18 protein-coding genes are annotated in these 18,688 nt (G+C 68.4%); 8 read left to right on the top strand and 10 right to left on the bottom strand.

Annotation, left to right across the window (positions count from 1 at the left end; translation table 11 throughout):
• Positions 1 to 59: 59 nt before the first annotated feature.
• The 5 genes from ACPCJR_RS00235 to ACPCJR_RS00215 all read right to left on the bottom strand — a co-directional run bounded on the left by ACPCJR_RS00235 (position 60) and on the right by ACPCJR_RS00215 (position 4,239).
• Complete coding sequence (locus ACPCJR_RS00235; protein ID WP_391515073.1) at positions 60 to 806, bottom strand: CpaD family pilus assembly protein; 747 nt, start codon at positions 804 to 806, stop codon at positions 60 to 62.
• A gap of 38 nt (positions 807 to 844) precedes the next feature.
• Complete coding sequence (locus ACPCJR_RS00230) at positions 845 to 2,335, bottom strand: type II and III secretion system protein family protein (RefSeq protein WP_391515072.1); 1,491 nt, start codon at positions 2,333 to 2,335, stop codon at positions 845 to 847.
• An 11-nt stretch (positions 2,336 to 2,346) separates the two neighbouring features.
• Positions 2,347 to 3,129 (bottom strand): Flp pilus assembly protein CpaB, encoded by a 783-nt coding sequence (gene cpaB, locus ACPCJR_RS00225; RefSeq protein WP_391515070.1) that lies wholly within the window; start codon positions 3,127 to 3,129, stop codon positions 2,347 to 2,349.
• A gap of 216 nt (positions 3,130 to 3,345) precedes the next feature.
• A complete protein-coding gene (locus tag ACPCJR_RS00220) occupies positions 3,346 to 3,885 on the bottom strand; it encodes an A24 family peptidase (RefSeq protein WP_391515069.1) in 540 nt (179 codons plus the stop codon).
• A gap of 171 nt (positions 3,886 to 4,056) precedes the next feature.
• Entirely contained in the window at positions 4,057 to 4,239 is a 183-nt protein-coding gene (locus ACPCJR_RS00215; RefSeq protein WP_391515067.1) for a Flp family type IVb pilin, read from the bottom strand.
• Between the two features lie 353 nt (positions 4,240 to 4,592).
• Here ACPCJR_RS00215 and ACPCJR_RS00210 point away from each other — a divergent pair, with 353 nt between their 5' ends.
• A complete protein-coding gene (locus ACPCJR_RS00210) occupies positions 4,593 to 5,072 on the top strand; it encodes a pilus assembly protein N-terminal domain-containing protein (protein WP_391515065.1) in 480 nt (159 codons plus the stop codon).
• A gap of 15 nt (positions 5,073 to 5,087) precedes the next feature.
• Here the strand turns inward: ACPCJR_RS00210 and ACPCJR_RS00205 are convergent, their stop codons facing one another.
• A complete protein-coding gene (locus ACPCJR_RS00205) occupies positions 5,088 to 6,629 on the bottom strand; it encodes a phosphomannomutase/phosphoglucomutase (protein ID WP_391515063.1) in 1,542 nt (513 codons plus the stop codon).
• Positions 6,630 to 6,848: 219 nt separating this feature from the next.
• On the opposite strand from ACPCJR_RS00205, the gene ACPCJR_RS00200 reads away from it, so the two are divergent.
• The 4 genes from ACPCJR_RS00200 (at position 6,849) to nfi (ending at position 10,145) form a co-directional block, all read left to right on the top strand.
• Positions 6,849 to 7,535 carry a 50S ribosomal protein L25/general stress protein Ctc gene (locus ACPCJR_RS00200; RefSeq protein ID WP_391515062.1) on the top strand — a complete coding sequence of 229 codons (687 nt, stop codon included), beginning with the start codon at positions 6,849 to 6,851 and terminating at the stop codon, positions 7,533 to 7,535.
• Between the two features lie 106 nt (positions 7,536 to 7,641).
• Complete coding sequence (gene pth, locus ACPCJR_RS00195; RefSeq protein ID WP_391515060.1) at positions 7,642 to 8,283, top strand: aminoacyl-tRNA hydrolase; 642 nt, start codon at positions 7,642 to 7,644, stop codon at positions 8,281 to 8,283.
• Between the two features lie 79 nt (positions 8,284 to 8,362).
• Positions 8,363 to 9,460 carry a redox-regulated ATPase YchF gene (ychF, locus tag ACPCJR_RS00190; protein ID WP_391515058.1) on the top strand — a complete coding sequence of 366 codons (1,098 nt, stop codon included), beginning with the start codon at positions 8,363 to 8,365 and terminating at the stop codon, positions 9,458 to 9,460.
• A gap of 22 nt (positions 9,461 to 9,482) precedes the next feature.
• A complete protein-coding gene (nfi, locus tag ACPCJR_RS00185; RefSeq protein WP_391515056.1) occupies positions 9,483 to 10,145 on the top strand; it encodes a deoxyribonuclease V in 663 nt (220 codons plus the stop codon).
• Between the two features lie 123 nt (positions 10,146 to 10,268).
• Here nfi and ACPCJR_RS00180 read toward each other — a convergent pair whose 3' ends face one another.
• Positions 10,269 to 10,985: a hypothetical protein gene (locus ACPCJR_RS00180; protein ID WP_391515055.1), complete on the bottom strand. Its 717-nt coding sequence runs from the start codon at positions 10,983 to 10,985 to the stop codon at positions 10,269 to 10,271.
• Positions 10,986 to 11,196: 211 nt separating this feature from the next.
• Between ACPCJR_RS00180 and ACPCJR_RS00175 the strand changes: the two genes are divergently transcribed.
• Entirely contained in the window at positions 11,197 to 12,381 is a 1,185-nt protein-coding gene (locus tag ACPCJR_RS00175) for a YihY/virulence factor BrkB family protein (RefSeq protein WP_391515053.1), read from the top strand.
• A 24-nt stretch (positions 12,382 to 12,405) separates the two neighbouring features.
• Here the strand turns inward: ACPCJR_RS00175 and ACPCJR_RS00170 are convergent, their stop codons facing one another.
• Positions 12,406 to 12,912 carry a cupin domain-containing protein gene (locus tag ACPCJR_RS00170; protein ID WP_391515052.1) on the bottom strand — a complete coding sequence of 169 codons (507 nt, stop codon included), beginning with the start codon at positions 12,910 to 12,912 and terminating at the stop codon, positions 12,406 to 12,408.
• Positions 12,913 to 13,090: 178 nt separating this feature from the next.
• A complete protein-coding gene (locus tag ACPCJR_RS00165; RefSeq protein ID WP_391515050.1) occupies positions 13,091 to 13,471 on the bottom strand; it encodes a hypothetical protein in 381 nt (126 codons plus the stop codon).
• A gap of 478 nt (positions 13,472 to 13,949) precedes the next feature.
• On the opposite strand from ACPCJR_RS00165, the gene polA reads away from it, so the two are divergent.
• Positions 13,950 to 17,090: a DNA polymerase I gene (gene polA / locus ACPCJR_RS00160; RefSeq protein WP_391515049.1), complete on the top strand. Its 3,141-nt coding sequence runs from the start codon at positions 13,950 to 13,952 to the stop codon at positions 17,088 to 17,090.
• 40 nt (positions 17,091 to 17,130) lie between these two features.
• Here polA and ACPCJR_RS00155 read toward each other — a convergent pair whose 3' ends face one another.
• Positions 17,131 to 17,487 carry an ArsR/SmtB family transcription factor gene (locus ACPCJR_RS00155; RefSeq protein ID WP_391515047.1) on the bottom strand — a complete coding sequence of 119 codons (357 nt, stop codon included), beginning with the start codon at positions 17,485 to 17,487 and terminating at the stop codon, positions 17,131 to 17,133.
• Between the two features lie 107 nt (positions 17,488 to 17,594).
• On the opposite strand from ACPCJR_RS00155, the gene ACPCJR_RS00150 reads away from it, so the two are divergent.
• Complete coding sequence (locus ACPCJR_RS00150) at positions 17,595 to 18,341, top strand: glucose 1-dehydrogenase (RefSeq protein ID WP_391515045.1); 747 nt, start codon at positions 17,595 to 17,597, stop codon at positions 18,339 to 18,341.
• The last annotated feature ends 347 nt before the right edge of the window (positions 18,342 to 18,688 follow it).

Raw genomic sequence — 18,688 nt, 5'->3', positions numbered from 1 at the left:
GTGCCCCGGCCCGTCATCCTCGGTCGGACGCGCCGGGAGCCGATCCTCGGGTCGATGGATCAGTTGCTCTTCACGGAGTTGCTGACGTTCGTCTGACCATCCTGCCGCCATTGGGTTGACGGATCCTTGCCCTCGCGCAGCTGGCCGATGTCCTGGGTGCGGCGAACCGAGTCGATGCGCCCCTCCGGCCTTCCGCGCACGAGGTCGATCGGATCGGCGACCTGGGCGGCGAGCGTCGCCTGCGTGGCGCAGCCGAGATTCCAGGTTGGCTCGTTCGACCAGTCGGCGCGCACGTCACTGACGCCGAGATCGCGGGGCCAGAGCCCGCACTTGTCGGCGACCTTCGCCTGCATGCGCTGGAAGCTCAGGCGCAGAGGCGAGGCCAGGGTCGGGTTGGCGATCGGGTAGGCAGTGAGCTGAAGGCCGCGGGCCGGCACGCCCATCTCGGCGGCGAGGTGGCGGATCGCCGCGCCGGTACGCTCGACCGGGCCGGCCAGTCCGGGCGAGACGCCGCGGGGCATCTCCACGAGGAGGACGCCCCGGCCGTAGCGGCGGTACTGGGTCAGGAAGGCCTCGAGATCGGCGCGCTGCCGGGGATCGATGTGGCCGATGCCGGTGGGGAAGATGTCGAGCGTGCGCTCGCCATCGGCCAGCACGATCGGATGACGGGTGCGCACGTCGATCGGGTAGGTCGAGCCGGTGGTGGCGACGCGGTCCGCGCGGCAGGCTCCGAGGAGCCCCGCGACGAGGAGGACGGCGACCGCCGGGCGAAAGCGCGAGGCGCGGCTGTGGGAGGGACTGGACATCGGACTTCGATCCTGGTTCGGGCGCCGTCGGTCGGTCGTCAGTCGGCAATGAAGCCGACGCGGCCGCGATAGGAGGGTCCGAGCGTGCCGCCGCCGACCGTCCCGTAGATCTTGTTCAGCCGGCCGAGCAGCACCGCCTGCCCGTCGGGCGCGTCGACGAAGCCGTCGTCGGGCCGCTGCACCTGGCGCGCCTCCATGGGCTGCGCGATGTAGGGGGTGACCATGATCATCAGTTCGGTCTCGTCGCGCTGGTAATCGCGGGAGCGGAACAGGGCACCGAGGATGGGAAGGTTCATCAGGCCGGGCAGGCCGTTGACCGTCCCCTTGCTCTTCTGCTGGATCAGGCCGGCGGTCATCATGGTCGCGCCGGAGGCGAGTTCGACCGTCGTCTCCGAGTTGCGTCGGGTCGTGGCGGGGACAGGCACGACCCGGCCGTTCAGGCTGTAGCTGAAGGCGTTTTGCGGATCGAGCTCCGTGACATCGGTGGCAACCCGGATCGAGATCCGGTTCTCGGCGAGCACCACCGGCGTGAACGAGAGGCTGACGCCATAAGGCTTATAGGTGAGCGAAACGGTGCAGGCCGCGCTGGCGACGGCACCGACCGAGCAGTTCGAGGGAACCGGGATCTCGCCGCCAGCGGTGAACTTGGCGGCTTCGCCGGAGATCGCCGTCAGAGTCGGTTCGGCGAGGATTCGCGAAACACCGGCCTGCTCGAAGGCGCGCAACGTCGCTTGAAGCGAGAAATTGCCGGAGCGGACCGAGGCCGTGAGCGCGTTTCCGTTCGGTGAATAAGCACCGGTTAGAGGAAAACCCGTGTTGTTGGTGAGGAAGTTGCCGGTCGGATCAAGGGGATTGAGGGCCGACCAATTCCCACTCGTGCTGATGCCGAATTGCTTCAGCACCGTGCGCGCCACCTCGACGACGGTGACGCGGATCATCACCTGATCCCTGTTGCGAATCGTCAGGTTGTTGATGACGGCCCCGCGGGTTGCCGCCCCAGAAGCGATACCAACGAAGGCGTTGGCGATATCAATCGCCTGCTGCGCCTCCGAGGCCGAGTTCACGCTGCCTGAGAGCACGAGCGAATCCCCGACCGCCTTCACGTCGAAACGGCCGCCGGGCAGGCTCTGCAGCAGCGACTGCCGCAGGATGTTGATGTCGCGGGCGATGGTGACATCGAGGGCCGCGATCTGGCGTCCCTCCCCATCCATCACGAAGATCGAGGTCGCGCCGTTGTCGATGCCGATCAGGAACAGCTTGCGGCTGGACCGGACCACGGCGTTGGCCACGGCCGGATTGGCGACGAACACCTCCTTGGCGTCCCGCGGCAGATCCACGATGAGCGAGCGGCCCTTGCTCAGCTCGACTCGGCGCGACACCGCCGCCTCGTTCGGACCGATCGTCAGCACCGGCGAGGCGCCGGAGGGTCCGGTCTCGGCAAGCGCCGGGCCGGTGAGTGTGGCAGTCGCGAGGCAGGCACCGGCGAGAAGGGCGAGAGTGATCCCGCGAAAGCGATTGTCGGGCATCATCGGTCCTGTCCTCACCGGCGCTGCTGACGGGCGACGCCGAAGCGCACCACGGTCATGGCCCCGTCCGATCGCACGTCCTCCTCCTCGGTAACCGAGGCCGTGCGGTTCGAATCCTGAATGCTGCGCAGCACGAGGGCGAGTTGGCCCACCTTCTGCGCCAGCGTGACGGTTTCGGCCTGGGAGAGGGTCAGGGCCAGCGTCGCGGTCTCGGCCGTGACGACGTTGGCGCCGCCCTTCTCTTGGACGATCTGCCCGATGGCGAGCACCCGGATGTCCGTCAGCAGCGTCTCGGCGAACTGCTCGCTGCCCTCGTTGCTGGTCTTGATGACGTCCACGTGGTCGTTGGGCAGGATGAAGCCGCCCGCCGAACTCGACCCGCGGGTATCGGTGGTGATCGCGACCGCCCGCATCCCGGCCGGCAGGATCGCCGACATGAAGCCGCTGCCCGCCTTGACCAGACGCTCCGGCCGGATCGGCTCGTTGGCGGAAAAATTCGTGCGGATGATCGATCCGACCGCCTCGTCGAGGCCCTTCGGCGCAGCCCGGCGATCGATCAGGCCGGGCGAGATCGCCTGCTCCGGCCAGGGCATCCAGCGCAAATCCTCGGGCTTGAGGGTCTGGCCCATGGGCAGTTCGGCGGCGGCGACGAGGATCTCGCTCATCGGGATCGGCGTGACGGCGGGCTCGACCCGGGCGACCGGCTCAGGTGCTTTCTCTTCCCCGCTCATCAGCAGGGCGGCGCCGCAGCCCGCGAAGATCGCGATGCCTAGGACGGCGAGACGGGCTGGTTTCATGGCGGGTGGGAACCGTGGCGACGGCTTCGTCGCCGTCCGATCCCGACTTTTGACCGGCAATCGTCAAGTTAGGGTTAATACTGTGTCACCGTGCCCATTTCGGCCTTGTCTCTCGGTCTGGAACTGTGGCGCCGATGTGCCTCGACGCCAGCGTGCAAGCGCAAGAAGGCTGCCCACAGGCAGCCCTTGCGCCGTATTGTGCGTGATGAAAGCTTGTCAGATCATGACAAGTTGCTCCGACCCCACTGCATTCGGCAGCACGATCAAGGCGGCAATGGCTAACGCGATGCCGTACGGAATACCGGTTCGGTGATCGTGAAGTTTCACAGCAAAGGGCAGCCGGAGCGTGACCGCCGGGAGCGGATAGCTACGGGCATAGAGAATGGCGAGGGTCAATACGCCTCCGAGAACGGAGGCTACGACGAGATAATCCGCCAGATACTCGATTCCAAGCCAGAGAGCTGTTCCCGCGGCAAGCTTGGCGTCGCCGCCACCGATCCAACCGCGTGCGAACATGGCGAAGGTGGCGACCAACGTTAAGAGGCCTGCCGCGAGGTGGAGCCCAAACTCGTTCAGGGGCATACCCGATACGAGTGCGTGAAGTAGAAATCCTACAACCACGAGGCTCGTGATGCGGTTCGAGATCCGCATTGTTAGGAGATCGCTGGCAGCAGCATAGGCCATGAGAAAAGGAAAGACGACGCAGAGGAGGCCGTAAGCAGCAAAACTCAACACGTCAAACCTCGCGATATCCACCTGAGCAAATCCGCTTCAACCTGCTTGTCATAGGTTGAATACAATTCAAATACCGCTCGGAAAAAAGCGGGGCAACATACCGGTCCTTCTAATACTGCACGACCGGCACGATCCCCCGCCATTGGCCTCAGTCACCGGCTTGATTTATCGCCAGCGACATCCCCGTCCTTATTAGATTCCGCCAGCCTTGGTATCCAGCGCGGTACCCATCTTCGTGAAGGCACTCGTCAGCTTACCCTGGAACACCGTGAAGATGGCAACGACGGCGATGCCCATCATAGCGGCAACCAGACCGTACTCGATAGCGGTGGCGCCGGACTCGTCGGCGATGAAGCGCTTGGTGATGTTCTTCACGATGATCTCCACTTGCTAGATTATGCTGGGTGACCGTCGGAAGTCTGTAAAGGCCCCGATCGGCGACGGGTTCAGGTGTAATCCCGACGCGTTGCGTTTGGGTTAAACCGATACCGGAGCCAAGGCCTCGCTTTCGGGTTTGTGCGCATGGGTTAATGGTCGGTTTCTCGGCTCCCTCGACTTGTTGTGGCATGTTCGACCGCCATGCGCGCCCGGCCGAACACCGGCCGGTTAGCGCTTCCTTCACCCCTTTCCTGCATCATTCGGGAAACCATAACCGTCTCGCCTCCGGAACCGCCTCCGGGATGCGGGGCGGCCCGCCGCACCCACCCGCGCGACCGGACCGACCGCCCATGCCCCGCCTGCGCCCTGCCCTTCTCTCCGCGGCCGTCTCGGCGGCCGTGGCCGTGTTCGCCCTCGCCGGCCCGGCGCGGTCCAACGAGGCCGTGGCGCAGGGCACCGTCTCGGTGCTCGTCGACAACGCCAAGGTCATCCGCCTGCCGGAGAAGACGCAGACCGTGGTGGTGGGCAATCCGATGATCGCCGACATCACCCTGCAGAAGAACGGCGTCGTGGTGCTGACGGGAAAGAGCTTCGGCAGCACCAACCTGATCGCGCTCGACGGCAAGGGCGCCATGCTCGCCGAATCGACCATCAGCGTGCAGGCGCCGCAGGCGGCGATCATCACCGTGCAGCGCGGCCTCGATCGCGCCTCCTACTCCTGCACGCCGAACTGCCAGCCCTCGGTGCAACTCGGCGACGCGACGAAGTATTTCGAGGAAACGAGCAAGCAGGCCGAGGCGCGCCAGAGCATGGCGACCGCCAACAAGTAGGGCGCGCCGCGGCCCTCAGATCGTTTGGTTGTAGGCGCCGACCTCCGGGTGCTCGCGCAGCACGGCGTCGACCGCCGCGAACATCGCCCGCAGCCGCGCCTCCGAGACCGGGCTCTCCACGACGACGACCAGTTCCGGCTTGTTCGAGGAGGCCCGCACGAGGCCCCAGGTGCCGTCGTCGGTGGTGATGCGAACCCCGTTCACGGTCACGAGACTGGTGATGGCGTGGCCTCCCACCGGCTCGCCCGCCGCCTGAAGCACCCGGAAGCGCTCGGTGACCGCCTCGACCACGCCGTACTTCACCTCGTCGGCGCAGTGCGGCGACATGGTCGGCGAGCCCCAGGTCTTCGGCAGCGCCCGGTAGAGGTCGGCCATCGACTGACCGGGATTGCGGTCCAGCATCTCGAGCACGGCGATGGCGGTCAGCAGGCCGTCGTCGTAGCCGCGCCCCACCGGTGCGTTGAAGAAGAAATGCCCCGATTTCTCGAAGCCGGCGAGGGCCGACAACTCGTTCACGCGACGCTTGATGTAGGAATGGCCCGTCTTCCAGTAATCGGTGCGCACGCCCCGCGCCTGCAGCTCCGGATCGGCCGCGAACAGGCCGGTCGACTTCACGTCGACCACGAAGGTCGCGTTCGGGTGCAGCCGCGACAGGTCGCGGGCCAGCATGACGCCGATCTTGTCGGCGAAGATCTCCTCGCCCTCGTCGTCGACCACGCCGCAGCGGTCGCCGTCGCCGTCGAAGCCGAGGCCGACATCGGCGCCGGTCTCGCGCACCTTGGCGGCGATGGCGTGCAGCATCGCCATGTCCTCGGGGTTGGGATTGTAGCGCGGGAAGCTGTGATCGGGCTCGACATCGAGCGGGATCGCCTCGACGCCGAGCCGCTCCAGAAGGGCGGGCGCGAAGGCGCCCGCGGTGCCGTTGCCGCAGGCGGCCACGACCTTGAGCTTCCGCGTGATCGGCTTGGCGCGCGCGACCAGATCGTCGAGATAGGTCTGCGCGAAACCGGCCACGAACTCGTAGGAGCCGCCCTCGCGGTAGCGGAACTCGCCCCGGGTGACGATCTCCTTGAGGCGGGTCATCTCGTCGGGGCCGAAGGTCATGGGGCGCTCGGCGCCCATCTTCACGCCGGTCCAGCCGTTGTCGTTGTGGGAGGCGGTGACCATCGCCACGCAGGGACAATCGAGGGCGAATTGGCCGAAATAGGCCATGGGCGAGAGCGCGAGCCCGATATCCTTCACCCGCAGACCCGCCGCCTGCATGCCGGCGATGAGGGCGAGCTTGATGGAGGAGGAGTAGGCCCGGAAATCGTGGCCGGTGACGATGTCGGGGCGCACGCCGCGCTCGAAGATCAGGGTGCCGAGACCGAGCCCCAGCGCCTGCACGCCCATCAGGTTGATCTCCTGCGGGAAGAGCCAGCGGGCGTCGTACTCGCGAAAGCCGGTGGGCTTGACCATCGGCCCCTGCTCGAAGGCGAAGGTGTTGGGCTCAAGCTTCGCAACCGGCTTGGGAAACACCTGGGACATCGTGGGGTCCTTCGCGGCGGGGTGGGCCATCCGTCCTATCCGTGCCGGCCACGCAGGGGAAGCCTGGCCGGACGAGCCCTCCCGCGCAGGGACGCAAAACCATTGCCATGCCGGGCCATTGCCTGTATGGGCCGCCTCGCGCCCTCGAGACACCCTTGGAGGCACGGGCGCGCTGGGGAACGGTCGGGCCGTCCGCTTCGGGCGGCCTTTGTCGTTGGCCCAGGCCATCATTTCGAAAAGGATCACGCCATGAGCGCCACCAAGACGCTTGAGGCCGTGGCACGCGACCGGGTCGGCAAGGGGGCCGCCCGGGCCGTTCGTCGCCAGGGCCAGATTCCCGCCGTCATCTACGGCGGCAACCAGGCCCCGCAGGCCATCGCCATCGACCTCATCCGCGCCCGCACCCTGATCTACGCCGGTGGCTTCAAGACCACCGTGTTCGAGATCACCGCCGGCGGCAAGAAGACCCGCGCGATCCCGCGCGACTACCAGCTCGACCCGGTCTCCGGCGTGCCGCTGCACGTCGACTTCCTGCGCGTCGTCGCCGGCCAGACCGTCACGGTCGACGTTCCGGTCCACTTCGTGAACGAGGACGCGGCGCCGGGCATCAAGAAGAACGGCGGCACGCTCAACGTCGCGCTGCACACGGTCGCCCTCGACGTGGCCCCCGACCAGATCCCGGACGCGATCGAGGTCGACCTCACCGGTCGCGAGATCGGCGACGTGATCCACGCCTCCGACCTGCGCCTGCCGGCCGGCACCTATACCGGCGAGCCGACCGACACGGTCGCCAACGTCCTGCCGCCGACGGTGCTCGGCGCCGAGGTCGAGGCCGAGGAGGCCGCGATCGCCGAGGCGCAGTCCGCCGAGTCGGCCGAGGAGAAGGCGGACGCCGAGGCCGAGGCCACCAACGAGAAGAACGAGACCGAGGCGTGAGCCGCGGCGGGCGCCGTCCCGGCGCCCGCTCCTTGCGCATCCATCGATGCCCCGGCCGCCCGGCCGGGGCATTTCCATTTGTCGGGGCATGGGATCGGGGGCGCGGATGCGGCTCATCGTCGGCTTGGGAAATCCCGGCTCGCGCTACGCGCGCAACCGCCACAACATCGGCTTCATGGCCGTGGACGAGATCGCCCGCGTCCACCGGGCGAGCCCGTTCCGCCGCCGCTTCCAGGGCGAGGCCGCCGAGGTGACGCTGGGGTCGGAGCGCGCCATCCTGCTCAAGCCCCAGACCTTCATGAACGAATCCGGCCGCTCGGTCGGCGAGGCGCAGCGCTTCTTCAAGATTCCGCTCGCCGACGTGATCGTGCTGCACGACGAACTCGATCTGGCCCCGGCCAAGCTCCGGGTGAAGCTCGGCGGCGGCAATGCCGGGCATAACGGCCTGCGCTCGATCACGGCGCTCTGCGGCAACGATTACCGCCGCGTCCGCCTCGGCATCGGCCATCCCGGCGACAAGGTGCTGGTGCATTCCTACGTGCTCAACGATTTCGCCAAGTCGGAGGAGCCCTGGGTCGAGGATCTCTGTCGGGCCAGCGCCGACCACGCCCCCCTGCTCGCGGCGGGCGAGGATGCGAGCTTCCAGAACAAGGTGCATCTCGCCATGGCCGGACGCGGCTGGGACGCGGTGAAGACGCCCGCCGAGGCCGGCAAGGCCAAGGCCAAGGACGCGCGCGACGCGAATTGACACGAGCCCACCGGACCCCGATGGAGCGGGTTTCCGGGCGCGGCTCCCGACCGATCACCACGGACAGCTAGGACCAGCCATGGGCTTCAAATGCGGCATCGTCGGCCTGCCGAACGTCGGCAAGTCGACCCTCTTCAACGCGCTCACGCAGACGGCCGCGGCTCAGGCCGCGAACTACCCGTTCTGCACCATCGAGCCGAATGTGGGCGAGGTCGCCGTGCCCGATCCCAGGCTCGATGACCTCGCCCGGATCGCCTCCTCCAAGGAAATCATCCCGACGCGGCTGACCTTCGTGGACATCGCCGGCCTCGTGCGCGGCGCCTCGAAAGGCGAGGGTCTCGGCAACCAGTTCCTCGCCAACATCCGCGAGGTCGATGCCATCGCCCACGTGGTGCGCTGCTTCACCGACGGCGACGTGACCCATGTCGAGGGCAAGGTCGATCCGATCGCCGACATCGAGACCATCGAGACCGAGCTGATGCTGGCCGATCTCGACAGCCTGGAAAAGCGCGTCGTGGCGCTGGAGAAGCGCGCCAAGGGGGCGGACAAGGAGGCCAAGGAGTTCCTCGACCTCGTGAACCGCGCTCTGCCGCTCCTGCGCGACGGCAAGCCGGCGCGCTTGGTGGAGCGGAAGGCCGACGAGGAGCGGCTGTTCCAGCAGCTCGGCCTGATGACGGCCAAGCCCGTGCTCTACGTCTGCAACGTGGACGAGGGCGATGCCGACAAGGGCAACGCCTACTCGCAGACGGTGTTCGAACGGGCGAAGGCCGAGGGCGCGGTCGCCGTTGTGGTCTCGGCCAAGATCGAGAGCGAGATCGCGGTGATGCCGGCGGCCGACCAGGGCGACTTCCTGGAAGCCGTCGGGCTGACCGAGCCGGGCCTGAACCGGGTGATCCGCGCGGGCTACGACCTGCTCGGCCTCGTGACCTACTTCACCGTCGGCCCGAAGGAGGCCCGCGCCTGGACCATCACCAAGGGCACCCGGGCACCGACCGCCGCGGGGGTGATCCACACCGACTTCGAGAAGGGCTTCATCCGCGCCGAGACCATCGCCTTCAAGGACTACACCACTTTGAACGGCGAGGCCGGCGCCCGCGATGCCGGCAAGCTGCGGCTGGAGGGCAAGGACTACGTGGTGCAGGACGGCGACGTGCTGCACTTCCGCTTCGCCAACTGACGGGCAGCCGGGGCCGCGCCGCTTGGAGCTGCATCCGCGCCACGCCTGGGATCTGACGCCGGAGGCGGCGGTTGACCTGCAGCGCGTGCTACGCGGCGAAATCGTGGCCGACCGGCCCATCGATCTCGCCGGGGTGCGGCTGGTGGCGGGCGTCGATGTCAGCGTGAAGAACGAGCGCTCGCGCGCCGCCATCGTGGTGGCGACCTTTCCGGACTTCCGCGTGGTCGAGACGGCCACGGCCGAGCGGCCGACGCCGTTTCCCTACATCCCGGGTCTCCTGAGCTTTCGGGAAGGCCCGGTGCTGGAGGAGGCGTTCGGCCGCCTGCGCGCTGAACCTGACGTGTTCCTGTTCGACGGCATGGGCACGGCCCATCCGCGCCGCATGGGCATCGCCAGCCATATGGGTCTCTGGCTGGAGCGCCCGACGGTCGGGGTCGGCAAGACCCGGCTGGTGGGCACCAACGCGCCGCTTTCCGAGGCGAAGGGCGCGCAGGTGCCGCTCGTCCACCGCGGCGAGACGATCGGCGCGGTCGTGCGCACGCGGACGGCCAAGCACCCGCTCTTCATCTCGCCGGGCCATCTGGCCGATATTCCGAGTGCGGTGGCGCTGGTGCTGGCCTGCGCCCCGAAGTTCCGCTTGCCCGAACCGATCCGGCTGGCTCACCGGGCCGCGGGCGATTTCTGACAGGGTCGGCCCCGGCGGCTTCGCGAGCGTCAGCGACCTCTTCGGAGTGCGCGGCGACCTGGATCGCTTCGGCCTCGCCTCGCGATGACGGCTGGGTCTACGAGGCGACGATCCGAGCCGGTTTCAGCGCGCCGTCTGCCAGGGCGTAATCACCCGGGTCGGCATCGGTCCCGTCTCGGCGCGCGCCTGGCGGCTCAGCGCCTCGATATCCTCGCGCGGGGCGAGGCGGCGGGCCTTGGCCAGTACCTTGCGCGCCTCGTCGGCCGGCATGGCGCCGTGCGGCACCATCATCGCCAGCAACTGGCGCCGGGTCTTCGCATCGATCGAGCGGGCCTGCTTCACATCCTCGAAATCGGCCATGCGGTGCCGGGCCCGCTTGGCTCCGCGACCGCTCGCCTCGCTTCCGGTGAACACTTTGGGGCCTCCGGGCATCACCACGATGTCGCCCGGGCGCAGGGTCTCGTCCCGCAGGAGTGCGGCCGTCGGATTGGCGGCGATCGCCTTGGAATCGACCGGCTGCTTGCCGCTGATCCCGCTGCCATCGTCCTTCGGCAAGGCGCCCGCCTTCGGCAGGGCGGCGTAGCGGACCTTCGGCCGGCTGCGCTCGACCCCGCTGCGATGCCGCTTCCAGCGGTAGCGCTCGTTCACCTCGCCGCCGCCGTAACTCTGAATCGGTGCGACCGGGGCGGGCACGGCCTGCTGCGGGGCGAAGAGCTGCTGAAACAGGCCGCCGAAGCCGCCCTCCTGCGCCTGGACGCCTGCGGCGGTGGAGAAGATGAGAGCGGACGAGGCCAGGACGAGCGCGAAGCGACGTCCGGAGCGGGGCGGGGTCGAAGGCATCGACGGCTCTTGAAGCGAGGCGGTCGCGTTCGACCGATGCGCTATCAACAAGGGGCCGAACGGGGCGGTTCCGACGGGAGCTTGGCGCGAATGTGGATTTTTCATGAAGAATCCGAAGCCTCGCTGCTCACGCTCGTGTGAACCTCAGGTCGGGCCGGTCGGTTGCTGAAGCGTGTCGCGGTTTCCCGCGGCGGCCGGAGCCGACCCATCAATGCCCCAACCCGAGTCCGCCCTCCCCGTCCCGACCCCGCCGCCCGATCTGCGCTATCCCACCCTGTGGGCGCTGACGCTCAGCGCTGCCCTGATCGGTCTCGTCGCCCTGCCGCGGCGGCAGGGGGTGCCGGTTTCCACCGGGTCGGCACGGCCTGCGAAGGGCGACGGGGCGGGCGGCGACGGCGCGCGCCGGGAATCGCCCTCCCACGAGGGCGGCGACGCCCACCGGGTCGCGCGGACGGAGCAGCATCGCGGCCGGGCCGCGGATTCGCCGACGGAGATGCCGGCGGCGGGCTGGAAGGACATCCTCAAGCGCACCTACGCGGATATCGGCGAGAACCGCCTCACCCTCGTCTCGGCGGGTGTGACGTTCTTCGTGCTGCTGGCGATCTTCCCCGCCATCGCGGCGCTCGTCTCGGTCTACGGGCTGATCGCCGACGTCTCGACCATCAACCAGCAGATCGATGCGTTGCGCGGCGTGCTGCCCTCGGGCGGCGTCGACATCGTCGCCGAGCAGGTGAAGCGGCTCACCGAGAAGGGCGACACCACCCTCGGCCTCACCGCCCTGTTCGGCATCGTCCTCTCGGTCTGGAGCGCCAATGGCGGCGTCAAGCACGTCTTCGACGCGCTCAACCTCGTCTACGGCGAGCGCGAGCGGCGGGGCTTCTTCAAGCTCAACATCGTCTCGCTGGCCTTCACGGCGGGGGCTCTGCTCTTCGTGGTGCTGGCGCTGGTCGGCATCGTCGCGGTGCCGGTGGCGATCCAGACCATCGGCCTCTCGGCGGATGCGTGGTGGCTCGCGCTGCTGCGCTGGCCCATCCTGTTCGTGATCGTCATCGTGATGCTGGCCGTGCTCTACCGCTACGGCCCGAGCCGCGACGCGCCGCGCTGGCGCTGGGTGACGCCGGGCGGCACGGTGGCCGCGTTCCTGTGGCTGGCCGGCTCGCTGCTGTTCTCGTGGTACGTCTCGAATTTCGGCAGCTACGACAAGACCTACGGCTCGCTCGGTGCGGCCATCGGCTTCATGACCTGGATCTGGCTCTCGACCACGATCGTGCTGCTCGGCGCGCAGCTCAACGCCGAGACCGAGCACCAGACCGCCGAGGACACCACCGTGGGGCAACCGCAGCCGCTGGGCACCCGCGACGCCCGCATGGCCGACACGGTGGGGGCCTCCGCCTGACGGCGGCGCCCCCTCCCCTGCCGCTCAGTGTCTCGCCTTGCTCGGATCGTCGGCCGGGTCGAGGTAATCGACCCCGAACGGGCCGCTGCCGTTGACTTGCAGGACGACGGGTTCGCCCGTCGTCCAGAGGGCGTGCGGCATCTTCTCGGGCAGGAAGACGAAGCCGCCGGCCCGCAGCTCGGCGCCCTTCGACCTGTCGATCGTGCTGCCGTGCTGGTGGAAGATGGAGCCCGACAGGATCGTCAGCGTCTCGGCCTTCGAATGGGTATGGGGGGCGATCACCGTGTCGGCGGGAAAGCGGATCCGCAGCACGAACGGGCCGGGCTTCGCAGGATCGCCCGCAAGCGCGCTGATCTCCGTGCCCTCGGGCAGGTTGGGAGGCCCCTTCTCCCATTTGACGGCAGCGCCGTCCGGTAGCGTCACCGCGCCGGGACCGTCGCCATGCGCTTCGCCCGCCGCCCGGGCAGCGGTGACGGATGCGGCGAGAGCAAGGGTGAGCGCCGCGGCGCCCAGGCGTGATGCGAGCGTCATCTCCGTCCCTTCCTTGAAGAGCCGCAACGCTTCTCCGGCATGCGGCTTCGCATCCTACCGCACCTGTCCGGGCCGTGAAAATCAGCCTTCCGTCCGCCAATGGATGCGAGCCGCGCGCAAAAGCGAACGGCGGGGCTCGCACCCCGCCGTCCGGCCGTCCTCAACGGTGAAGCCGATCTCAGTAGGCCGTGCGGCCGTAGCTGACCGGGCGCTCCTGATAGGCGGTGTAGCCGGCCGGGCGACGGACCGAACCCGTCACCACGTCGTCGACCGCACCCGCGGTGCCGCCGACCACGCCGCCCACGACGTTGCCCGCCGCGTTCACGGTGCCGCCGACGATGGTGCCGGTCGCATTGACGGTGCCGCCGACCAGATTGCCCACGCCGCCGAGAAGGCCGCCCCGCTCGCGCGGCGGGTCGATATGCGCGCCCCAGACGTTGAGCGTGCCGTCACGGTTGTAGCTGGCGCTGTCGGAATAGACGCTCTGGGCGAGGCTCGGGGTCGCGGCGAGGCCAAGCGCCAGGGCGAGAGCTGCGGTGAGCTTGCTGCGGTTCGTCATGATCGATCCTTTTTCCGATGTGCGGGTGATGCAGCGGCAGATCCGAACCAGTCATTCGGCTCGGTGCGGCGGCCACCCGTCTTTCGATGGACCTGATCTGGGGCTGATCCTGCGCGGGACAACACACAGTTTGTCGCAGCGCAGCATCGATATAGTTCGAACTGATCGATATTTGCCTGAAATTTGTTTCAGCGACATCATGCGCACCACGAATCAGGCTGTGGCATCAACGGGTTTCCGACGCGATGGCACCCTCGACCCGTGCAGTGCACCATCGCACATGCGGCCCGATTTCCGCGCCGCGTCCGGCCTTTCCTCGGCGGCGCCACCCGCAGGATGGCCGATGGAGGACGAAGAGAACCGGGGACCTGCGGCATTTCCCGGCGCCGGAGCGATGTCCCGGGCGGGCCAAAATGCTCTATGCATCGGCCTGGGCCCTGCCGAGGGCCTTCCGTATTCGCCGATGGCTGTTCGACCGATGACCGACGAGACGCAAGCGCAGCCCGCCGCCCCCGTGGGCGCCGAGGACCGGGTGATCCTCGTCGACGGCTCGTCCTTCATCTTCCGGGCCTACTTCCAGTCGATCAATCAGGACCAGAAGTACAATACGCGACCGAGCGACGGCCTGCCCACCGGCGCCGTGCGCCTGTTCTGCACCAAGATCGCTCAGTTCCTTCAGGACGGCGCGGCGGGCGTGAAGCCCACCCACCTCGGCATCGTCTTCGACAAGTCCGAGGGCTCGTTCCGCAAGGAACTGTTCCCGGACTACAAGGGCCATCGCCCCGACGCGCCGGACGACCTCAAGCGCCAGATGCCGCTGATGCGCGATGCGGTGCGCGCCTTCGGCCTGCACGCGGTGGAGCTGGAGCGCTACGAGGCGGACGACCTGATCGCGACCTACGCGCGCCAGGCCGAGGCGCGGGGCGCCGAGGTCATCATCGTGTCCTCCGACAAGGACCTGATGCAGCTCGTCTCGGACAGGATTCGGTTCTACGACTTCGAATCGGGCGCCAAGGGCAAGCCCGGCTACCGGCCCGAGCGCAACCTCGACCGCGAGGCGATCATCGCCAAGTGGGAGGGCCTCACTCCGGAGCAGATCGGCGATGCGCTGGCGCTGATCGGCGACACCTCCGACAACGTGCCCGGCGTGCCCGGCATCGGCCTGAAGACGGCCGCCGCGCTCATCAAGGAATACGGCAGCCTGGAGCAGTTGCTGGAGCGGGCGAGCGAGATCAAGCAGCCCAAGCGCCGGGAGATGCTGCTCGCCAACATCGACCAGGCCAAGCTCTCGCGCCGCCTCGTGGCGCTCGAAGAGAGCGTGCCCGTCCCCGTGCCGCTCGACGAGCTCGGCGTGCCGCAGCCCGATCCGCAGAAGCTCGTCGGCTTCCTCAAGGCGATGGAGTTCAACACCCTGACGCGGCGCATCGCGCAGATGCTCCACGTCGATCCCGAGGCGGTGAAACCCGATCCGGCGCTGCTGCCGGGTGCGCAGCCCCACGCCTACACCAACGCGGCGGGCGGCAGCGATGCGGTGCCGTTCTTCGGCGATGCCGTGCCGCTCGATCCGGAGACGGCGGCCGCCCCCGAGCGCGCCGACGGCGCCGCGCCGCCCGAGGCCGGCGAGGTCGACCCGTTCGCCGATCTCGACCTACCGGATCAGGCGCCGAAGAAGCGCGGCCCCACCGAGCCGACCCCCTCGATGCTGGTGGCCGCCCGCGCGGCGGAGGCCGTGAAGCCGTTCGACACGGCGGCCTACGAGACGATTGCCACGGTCGAGCAGCTGGAAGCCTGGATCGCCGAAAGCTACGAGGCCGGCGTGATCGCGGTCGACACCGAGACCGACGCGCTCGATGCGGCCAAGGCCGGCCTCGTCGGCGTCTCGCTCGCCACGGCGCCGGGGCGGGCGGCCTACATTCCGCTGGCCCACGTCAAGCCGGAGGTGAAGGGCGGCGACCTGTTCGGCGGGGGCGGCGCGGAGGCGGACGCCTCGGACCGGCAGCCCGACCAGATCGATTTCGACACCGCGCTCAAGCTGCTCAAGCCGCTGCTGGCCGATCCCGGCACGCTCAAGGTCGGCCAGAACCTGAAATACGACCTCTCGGTGCTGCGCCGCTACGGCCTCGACGTGACGCCCTTCGACGACACGATGCTGATCTCCTACGTGCTCGACGCGGGAAAAGGCGGGCACGGCATGGACGAGCTGGCCCGCCGCCATCTCGGCCACCAGCCCATCACCTTCGCCGACGTGGCCGGCACCGGCCGCAACAAGGTCACCTTCGACCGCGTGGCGATCGACAAGGCGACGGCCTACGCGGCCGAGGATGCCGACGTCACCTTACGCCTGTGGCGGATGATGAAGCCGCGCCTCGTCGCCGAGCGGCGGGTGACGGTCTACGAGACGCTGGAGCGCCCGCTCGTGCCGGTGCTGGCCCGAATGGAGCGGGAGGGCATCCGCATCGACCGCGAGATGCTGAGCCGGCTCTCGGGCGACTTCTCGCAGATTCTGGCCCGCCTCGAGGAGGAGATCCAGGAGGACGCGGGCGAGAAATTCCAAGTCTCGTCCCCGAAGCAGATCGGCGACGTGCTGTTCGGCAAGATGGGCCTGCCCGGTGCCAAGAAGACGCCCTCGGGCCAGTGGGCCACCCCCGCCACGCTGCTCGAAGAGCTGGCCCAGACCGGCCACGACCTGCCGAAGAAGATCCTGAACTGGCGCCAGCTCTCCAAGCTGAAATCCACCTACACCGACTCGCTGCAGGTGCATGCGGACCGCGAGACCAACCGCATCCACACCTCCTTCGCGCTGGCCGCGACCACGACGGGCCGACTCTCCTCCTCGGACCCGAACCTGCAGAACATCCCCGTGCGCACGGAGGAAGGCCGGCGCATCCGCCGGGCCTTCGTGGCCCCGCCCGGGCACAAGCTGGTCTCGGCCGACTACAGCCAGATCGAGTTGCGCCTGCTCGCCCACATGGCCGACATCCCGCAGCTGCGCGAGGCCTTCGAGCAGGGGCTCGACATCCACGCGGCCACCGCCTCGGCGATGTTCGGCGTCGCGCTCGACCAGATGACCGGCGATCTGCGGCGGCGCGCCAAGACCATCAATTTCGGCATCATCTACGGCATCTCGGCCTTCGGCCTAGCCGACCGGCTCGGCATCGGCCGGGAGGAGGCCTCCGCCTTCATCAAGCAGTATTTCGAGCGGTTTCCGGGCATCCGCGACTACATCGACACCACGAAGCGCTCCTGCCGCGAGAAGGGCTACGTCACCACCCTGTTCGGGCGCGTCTGCCACTATCCGCAGATCCGCTCCAACAACCCGTCGGAACGGGCGAGCGTGGAGCGCCAAGCCATCAACGCCCCGATCCAGGGCACCGCCGCCGACATCATCCGCCGCGCCATGGTGCGGATGGAGGACGCGCTCGCGGCAAAGAAGCTCACCGCGCGCATGCTGCTGCAGGTGCACGACGAACTCGTGTTCGAGGTGCCCGACGACGAGGTGGAGGCGACGATCCCCGTGATCTCGCACGTCATGGAAGAGGCCCCCGCCCCGGCCCTCACCCTGAGCGTGCCGCTGGTGGTGGAGGCGCGGGCGGCAGGGAACTGGGAAGAGGCGCACTGAGCGGCGTTCGCCGGCTCTGAAGGTACGGATCGGCCTGCGGCTACGTCCCTTCCGTCTCGCCCGCAGCCCCGCATCCCTGCGAGGCGTAGGCGCTCATGATCGCGCCGATCAGGCCCGGAAAGCGGGCCTCCACCTCGGCGCAGCGGGAATGGTTGCGCATCTCCACGCCCTGACGCTCCGAGCGGATCAACCCGGCCTCGCGCAGCACCTTGAAGTGGCTCGACAGCGACGATTTCGGGATCACACGGTCGCCGAGCGCGGAGACGGACGCGCAGGCCTGAACGCTGCCCGCGCCCAAGATCCGCGCAAAGATCGCCGCGCGGGACGGATCGGACAGCGCGTGCAGGATCGCTTCCGGGCGAACATCCTCAATCGCGGGGTGAACCAGTGGCCTCATCTTTCAACCATGTGGGGGCTTGAAGCACGCTCCGCTAGTTCCGAAATCCCGAACTATGGGACCAAGGCAGCCATTCCGGTGCCGTCCCGGAGTTCAGGATAGCACAGATGGCAAAGCTTGACGGGAAGGTCGCGGTCGTGACCGGCGCATCGAAGGGCATCGGCGCGGCCATCGCCAAGGCGCTGGCGCGGGACGGCGCGGCGGTCGTGGTGAATTACGCGTCGAGCCGGGCCGGCGCGGACGCCGTCGTCGACGCGATCACCTCGGCCGGCGGCCGGGCCGTCGCGGTGCAGGGCGATGTCTCCAAGGCTGCGGAGGCGCGCGGACTGATCGAGGCGGCGGTGGCGCAGTTCGGCCGGCTCGATGTGCTGGTCAACAATTCCGGCGTGTACGAGTTCGCATCCATCGAGGAGGTAACGGAGGCGCATTACCGGCGCCTTTTCGACGTGAACGTGCTCGGCGTCCTGCTCACGACTCAGGCGGCGACGCCACATCTGGGAGAAGGCGGCAGCATCATCAACATCTCGTCGGTCGCCGCCAGCGTGCAGCCGGTGGCCTCGGCGGTCTATAGCGGCACGAAGGGCGCCGTGAACGTGATCTCGGGCGTGCTGGCCAACGAACTGGCCCCGCGCAAGATCCGGGTCAACGTGGTCAGTCCGGGCTACGTGGTGACCGAGGGCACGCACACGGCCGGCATCGCCGGCTCGGAGATGGAGGCCGGGATGGTCGCCCAAACCCCGCTCGGCCGCGCCGGCCAGCCTGACGACATCGGCGGGGTCGTCGCCTTCCTTGCCTCCGACGACGCCCGCTGGGTGACCGGAGAGGACATCAACGTCGGCGGCGGCCTGCGCTGACGCAGGCGCCCGATCGAAACGCGGGGACGCGCCTGGGGCGGGGGCGTGCCCCGCCTCGAAGAGCGGGCCCGGCGAAAGGCCGCATTCGGTCCGGGGCGCGAGCGCTCCGGATCGCGGACGCACTTCCGTTCCGGCGGTTCCAGCGTTCGGTACGGTACAGGATGATCGAGAGATGGCAGAGGCCCGCCGCACGTTTCGGCAGCAGACAGCGTCACGCCGCATCGTTCCATGAACGATGCCGAACCGCGTTCGCTTCAAAGTTGGGAAAGTATGATGGTGGAGCCTAACGGGAACTCCAAAAGGCACCCCCTAAGCCGTTGATCCACAACAAAGCATCGACATTCCAG

It is taken from the genome of Methylobacterium sp. NPDC097929, assembly GCF_049543375.1.
Classification (GTDB): Bacteria; Pseudomonadota; Alphaproteobacteria; order Rhizobiales; family Beijerinckiaceae; genus Methylobacterium.
The sequence above is the reverse complement of the archived record's forward strand: the minus strand, read 5'-3'. Positions and strand labels throughout refer to the sequence as shown.

What these genes read in the sequence shown, in the direction of transcription:
- ACPCJR_RS00235 (WP_391515073.1), bottom strand. Translation starts at nt 806, where the DNA reads ATGTCCAGTCCCTCCCACAGCCGCGCCTCGCGCTTTCGCCCGGCGGTC.
- ACPCJR_RS00230 (WP_391515072.1), bottom strand. Translation starts at nt 2,335, where the DNA reads ATGATGCCCGACAATCGCTTTCGCGGGATCACTCTCGCCCTTCTCGCC.
- cpaB (WP_391515070.1), bottom strand. Translation starts at nt 3,129, where the DNA reads ATGAAACCAGCCCGTCTCGCCGTCCTAGGCATCGCGATCTTCGCGGGC.
- ACPCJR_RS00210 (WP_391515065.1), top strand. Translation starts at nt 4,593, where the DNA reads ATGCCCCGCCTGCGCCCTGCCCTTCTCTCCGCGGCCGTCTCGGCGGCC.
- ACPCJR_RS00205 (WP_391515063.1), bottom strand. Translation starts at nt 6,629, where the DNA reads ATGGCCCACCCCGCCGCGAAGGACCCCACGATGTCCCAGGTGTTTCCC.
- ACPCJR_RS00200 (WP_391515062.1), top strand. Translation starts at nt 6,849, where the DNA reads ATGAGCGCCACCAAGACGCTTGAGGCCGTGGCACGCGACCGGGTCGGC.
- pth (WP_391515060.1), top strand. Translation starts at nt 7,642, where the DNA reads ATGCGGCTCATCGTCGGCTTGGGAAATCCCGGCTCGCGCTACGCGCGC.
- ychF (WP_391515058.1), top strand. Translation starts at nt 8,363, where the DNA reads ATGGGCTTCAAATGCGGCATCGTCGGCCTGCCGAACGTCGGCAAGTCG.
- ACPCJR_RS00180 (WP_391515055.1), bottom strand. Translation starts at nt 10,985, where the DNA reads ATGCCTTCGACCCCGCCCCGCTCCGGACGTCGCTTCGCGCTCGTCCTG.
- ACPCJR_RS00175 (WP_391515053.1), top strand. Translation starts at nt 11,197, where the DNA reads ATGCCCCAACCCGAGTCCGCCCTCCCCGTCCCGACCCCGCCGCCCGAT.
- ACPCJR_RS00170 (WP_391515052.1), bottom strand. Translation starts at nt 12,912, where the DNA reads ATGACGCTCGCATCACGCCTGGGCGCCGCGGCGCTCACCCTTGCTCTC.
- ACPCJR_RS00165 (WP_391515050.1), bottom strand. Translation starts at nt 13,471, where the DNA reads ATGACGAACCGCAGCAAGCTCACCGCAGCTCTCGCCCTGGCGCTTGGC.
- polA (WP_391515049.1), top strand. Translation starts at nt 13,950, where the DNA reads ATGACCGACGAGACGCAAGCGCAGCCCGCCGCCCCCGTGGGCGCCGAG.
- ACPCJR_RS00155 (WP_391515047.1), bottom strand. Translation starts at nt 17,487, where the DNA reads ATGAGGCCACTGGTTCACCCCGCGATTGAGGATGTTCGCCCGGAAGCG.
- ACPCJR_RS00150 (WP_391515045.1), top strand. Translation starts at nt 17,595, where the DNA reads ATGGCAAAGCTTGACGGGAAGGTCGCGGTCGTGACCGGCGCATCGAAG.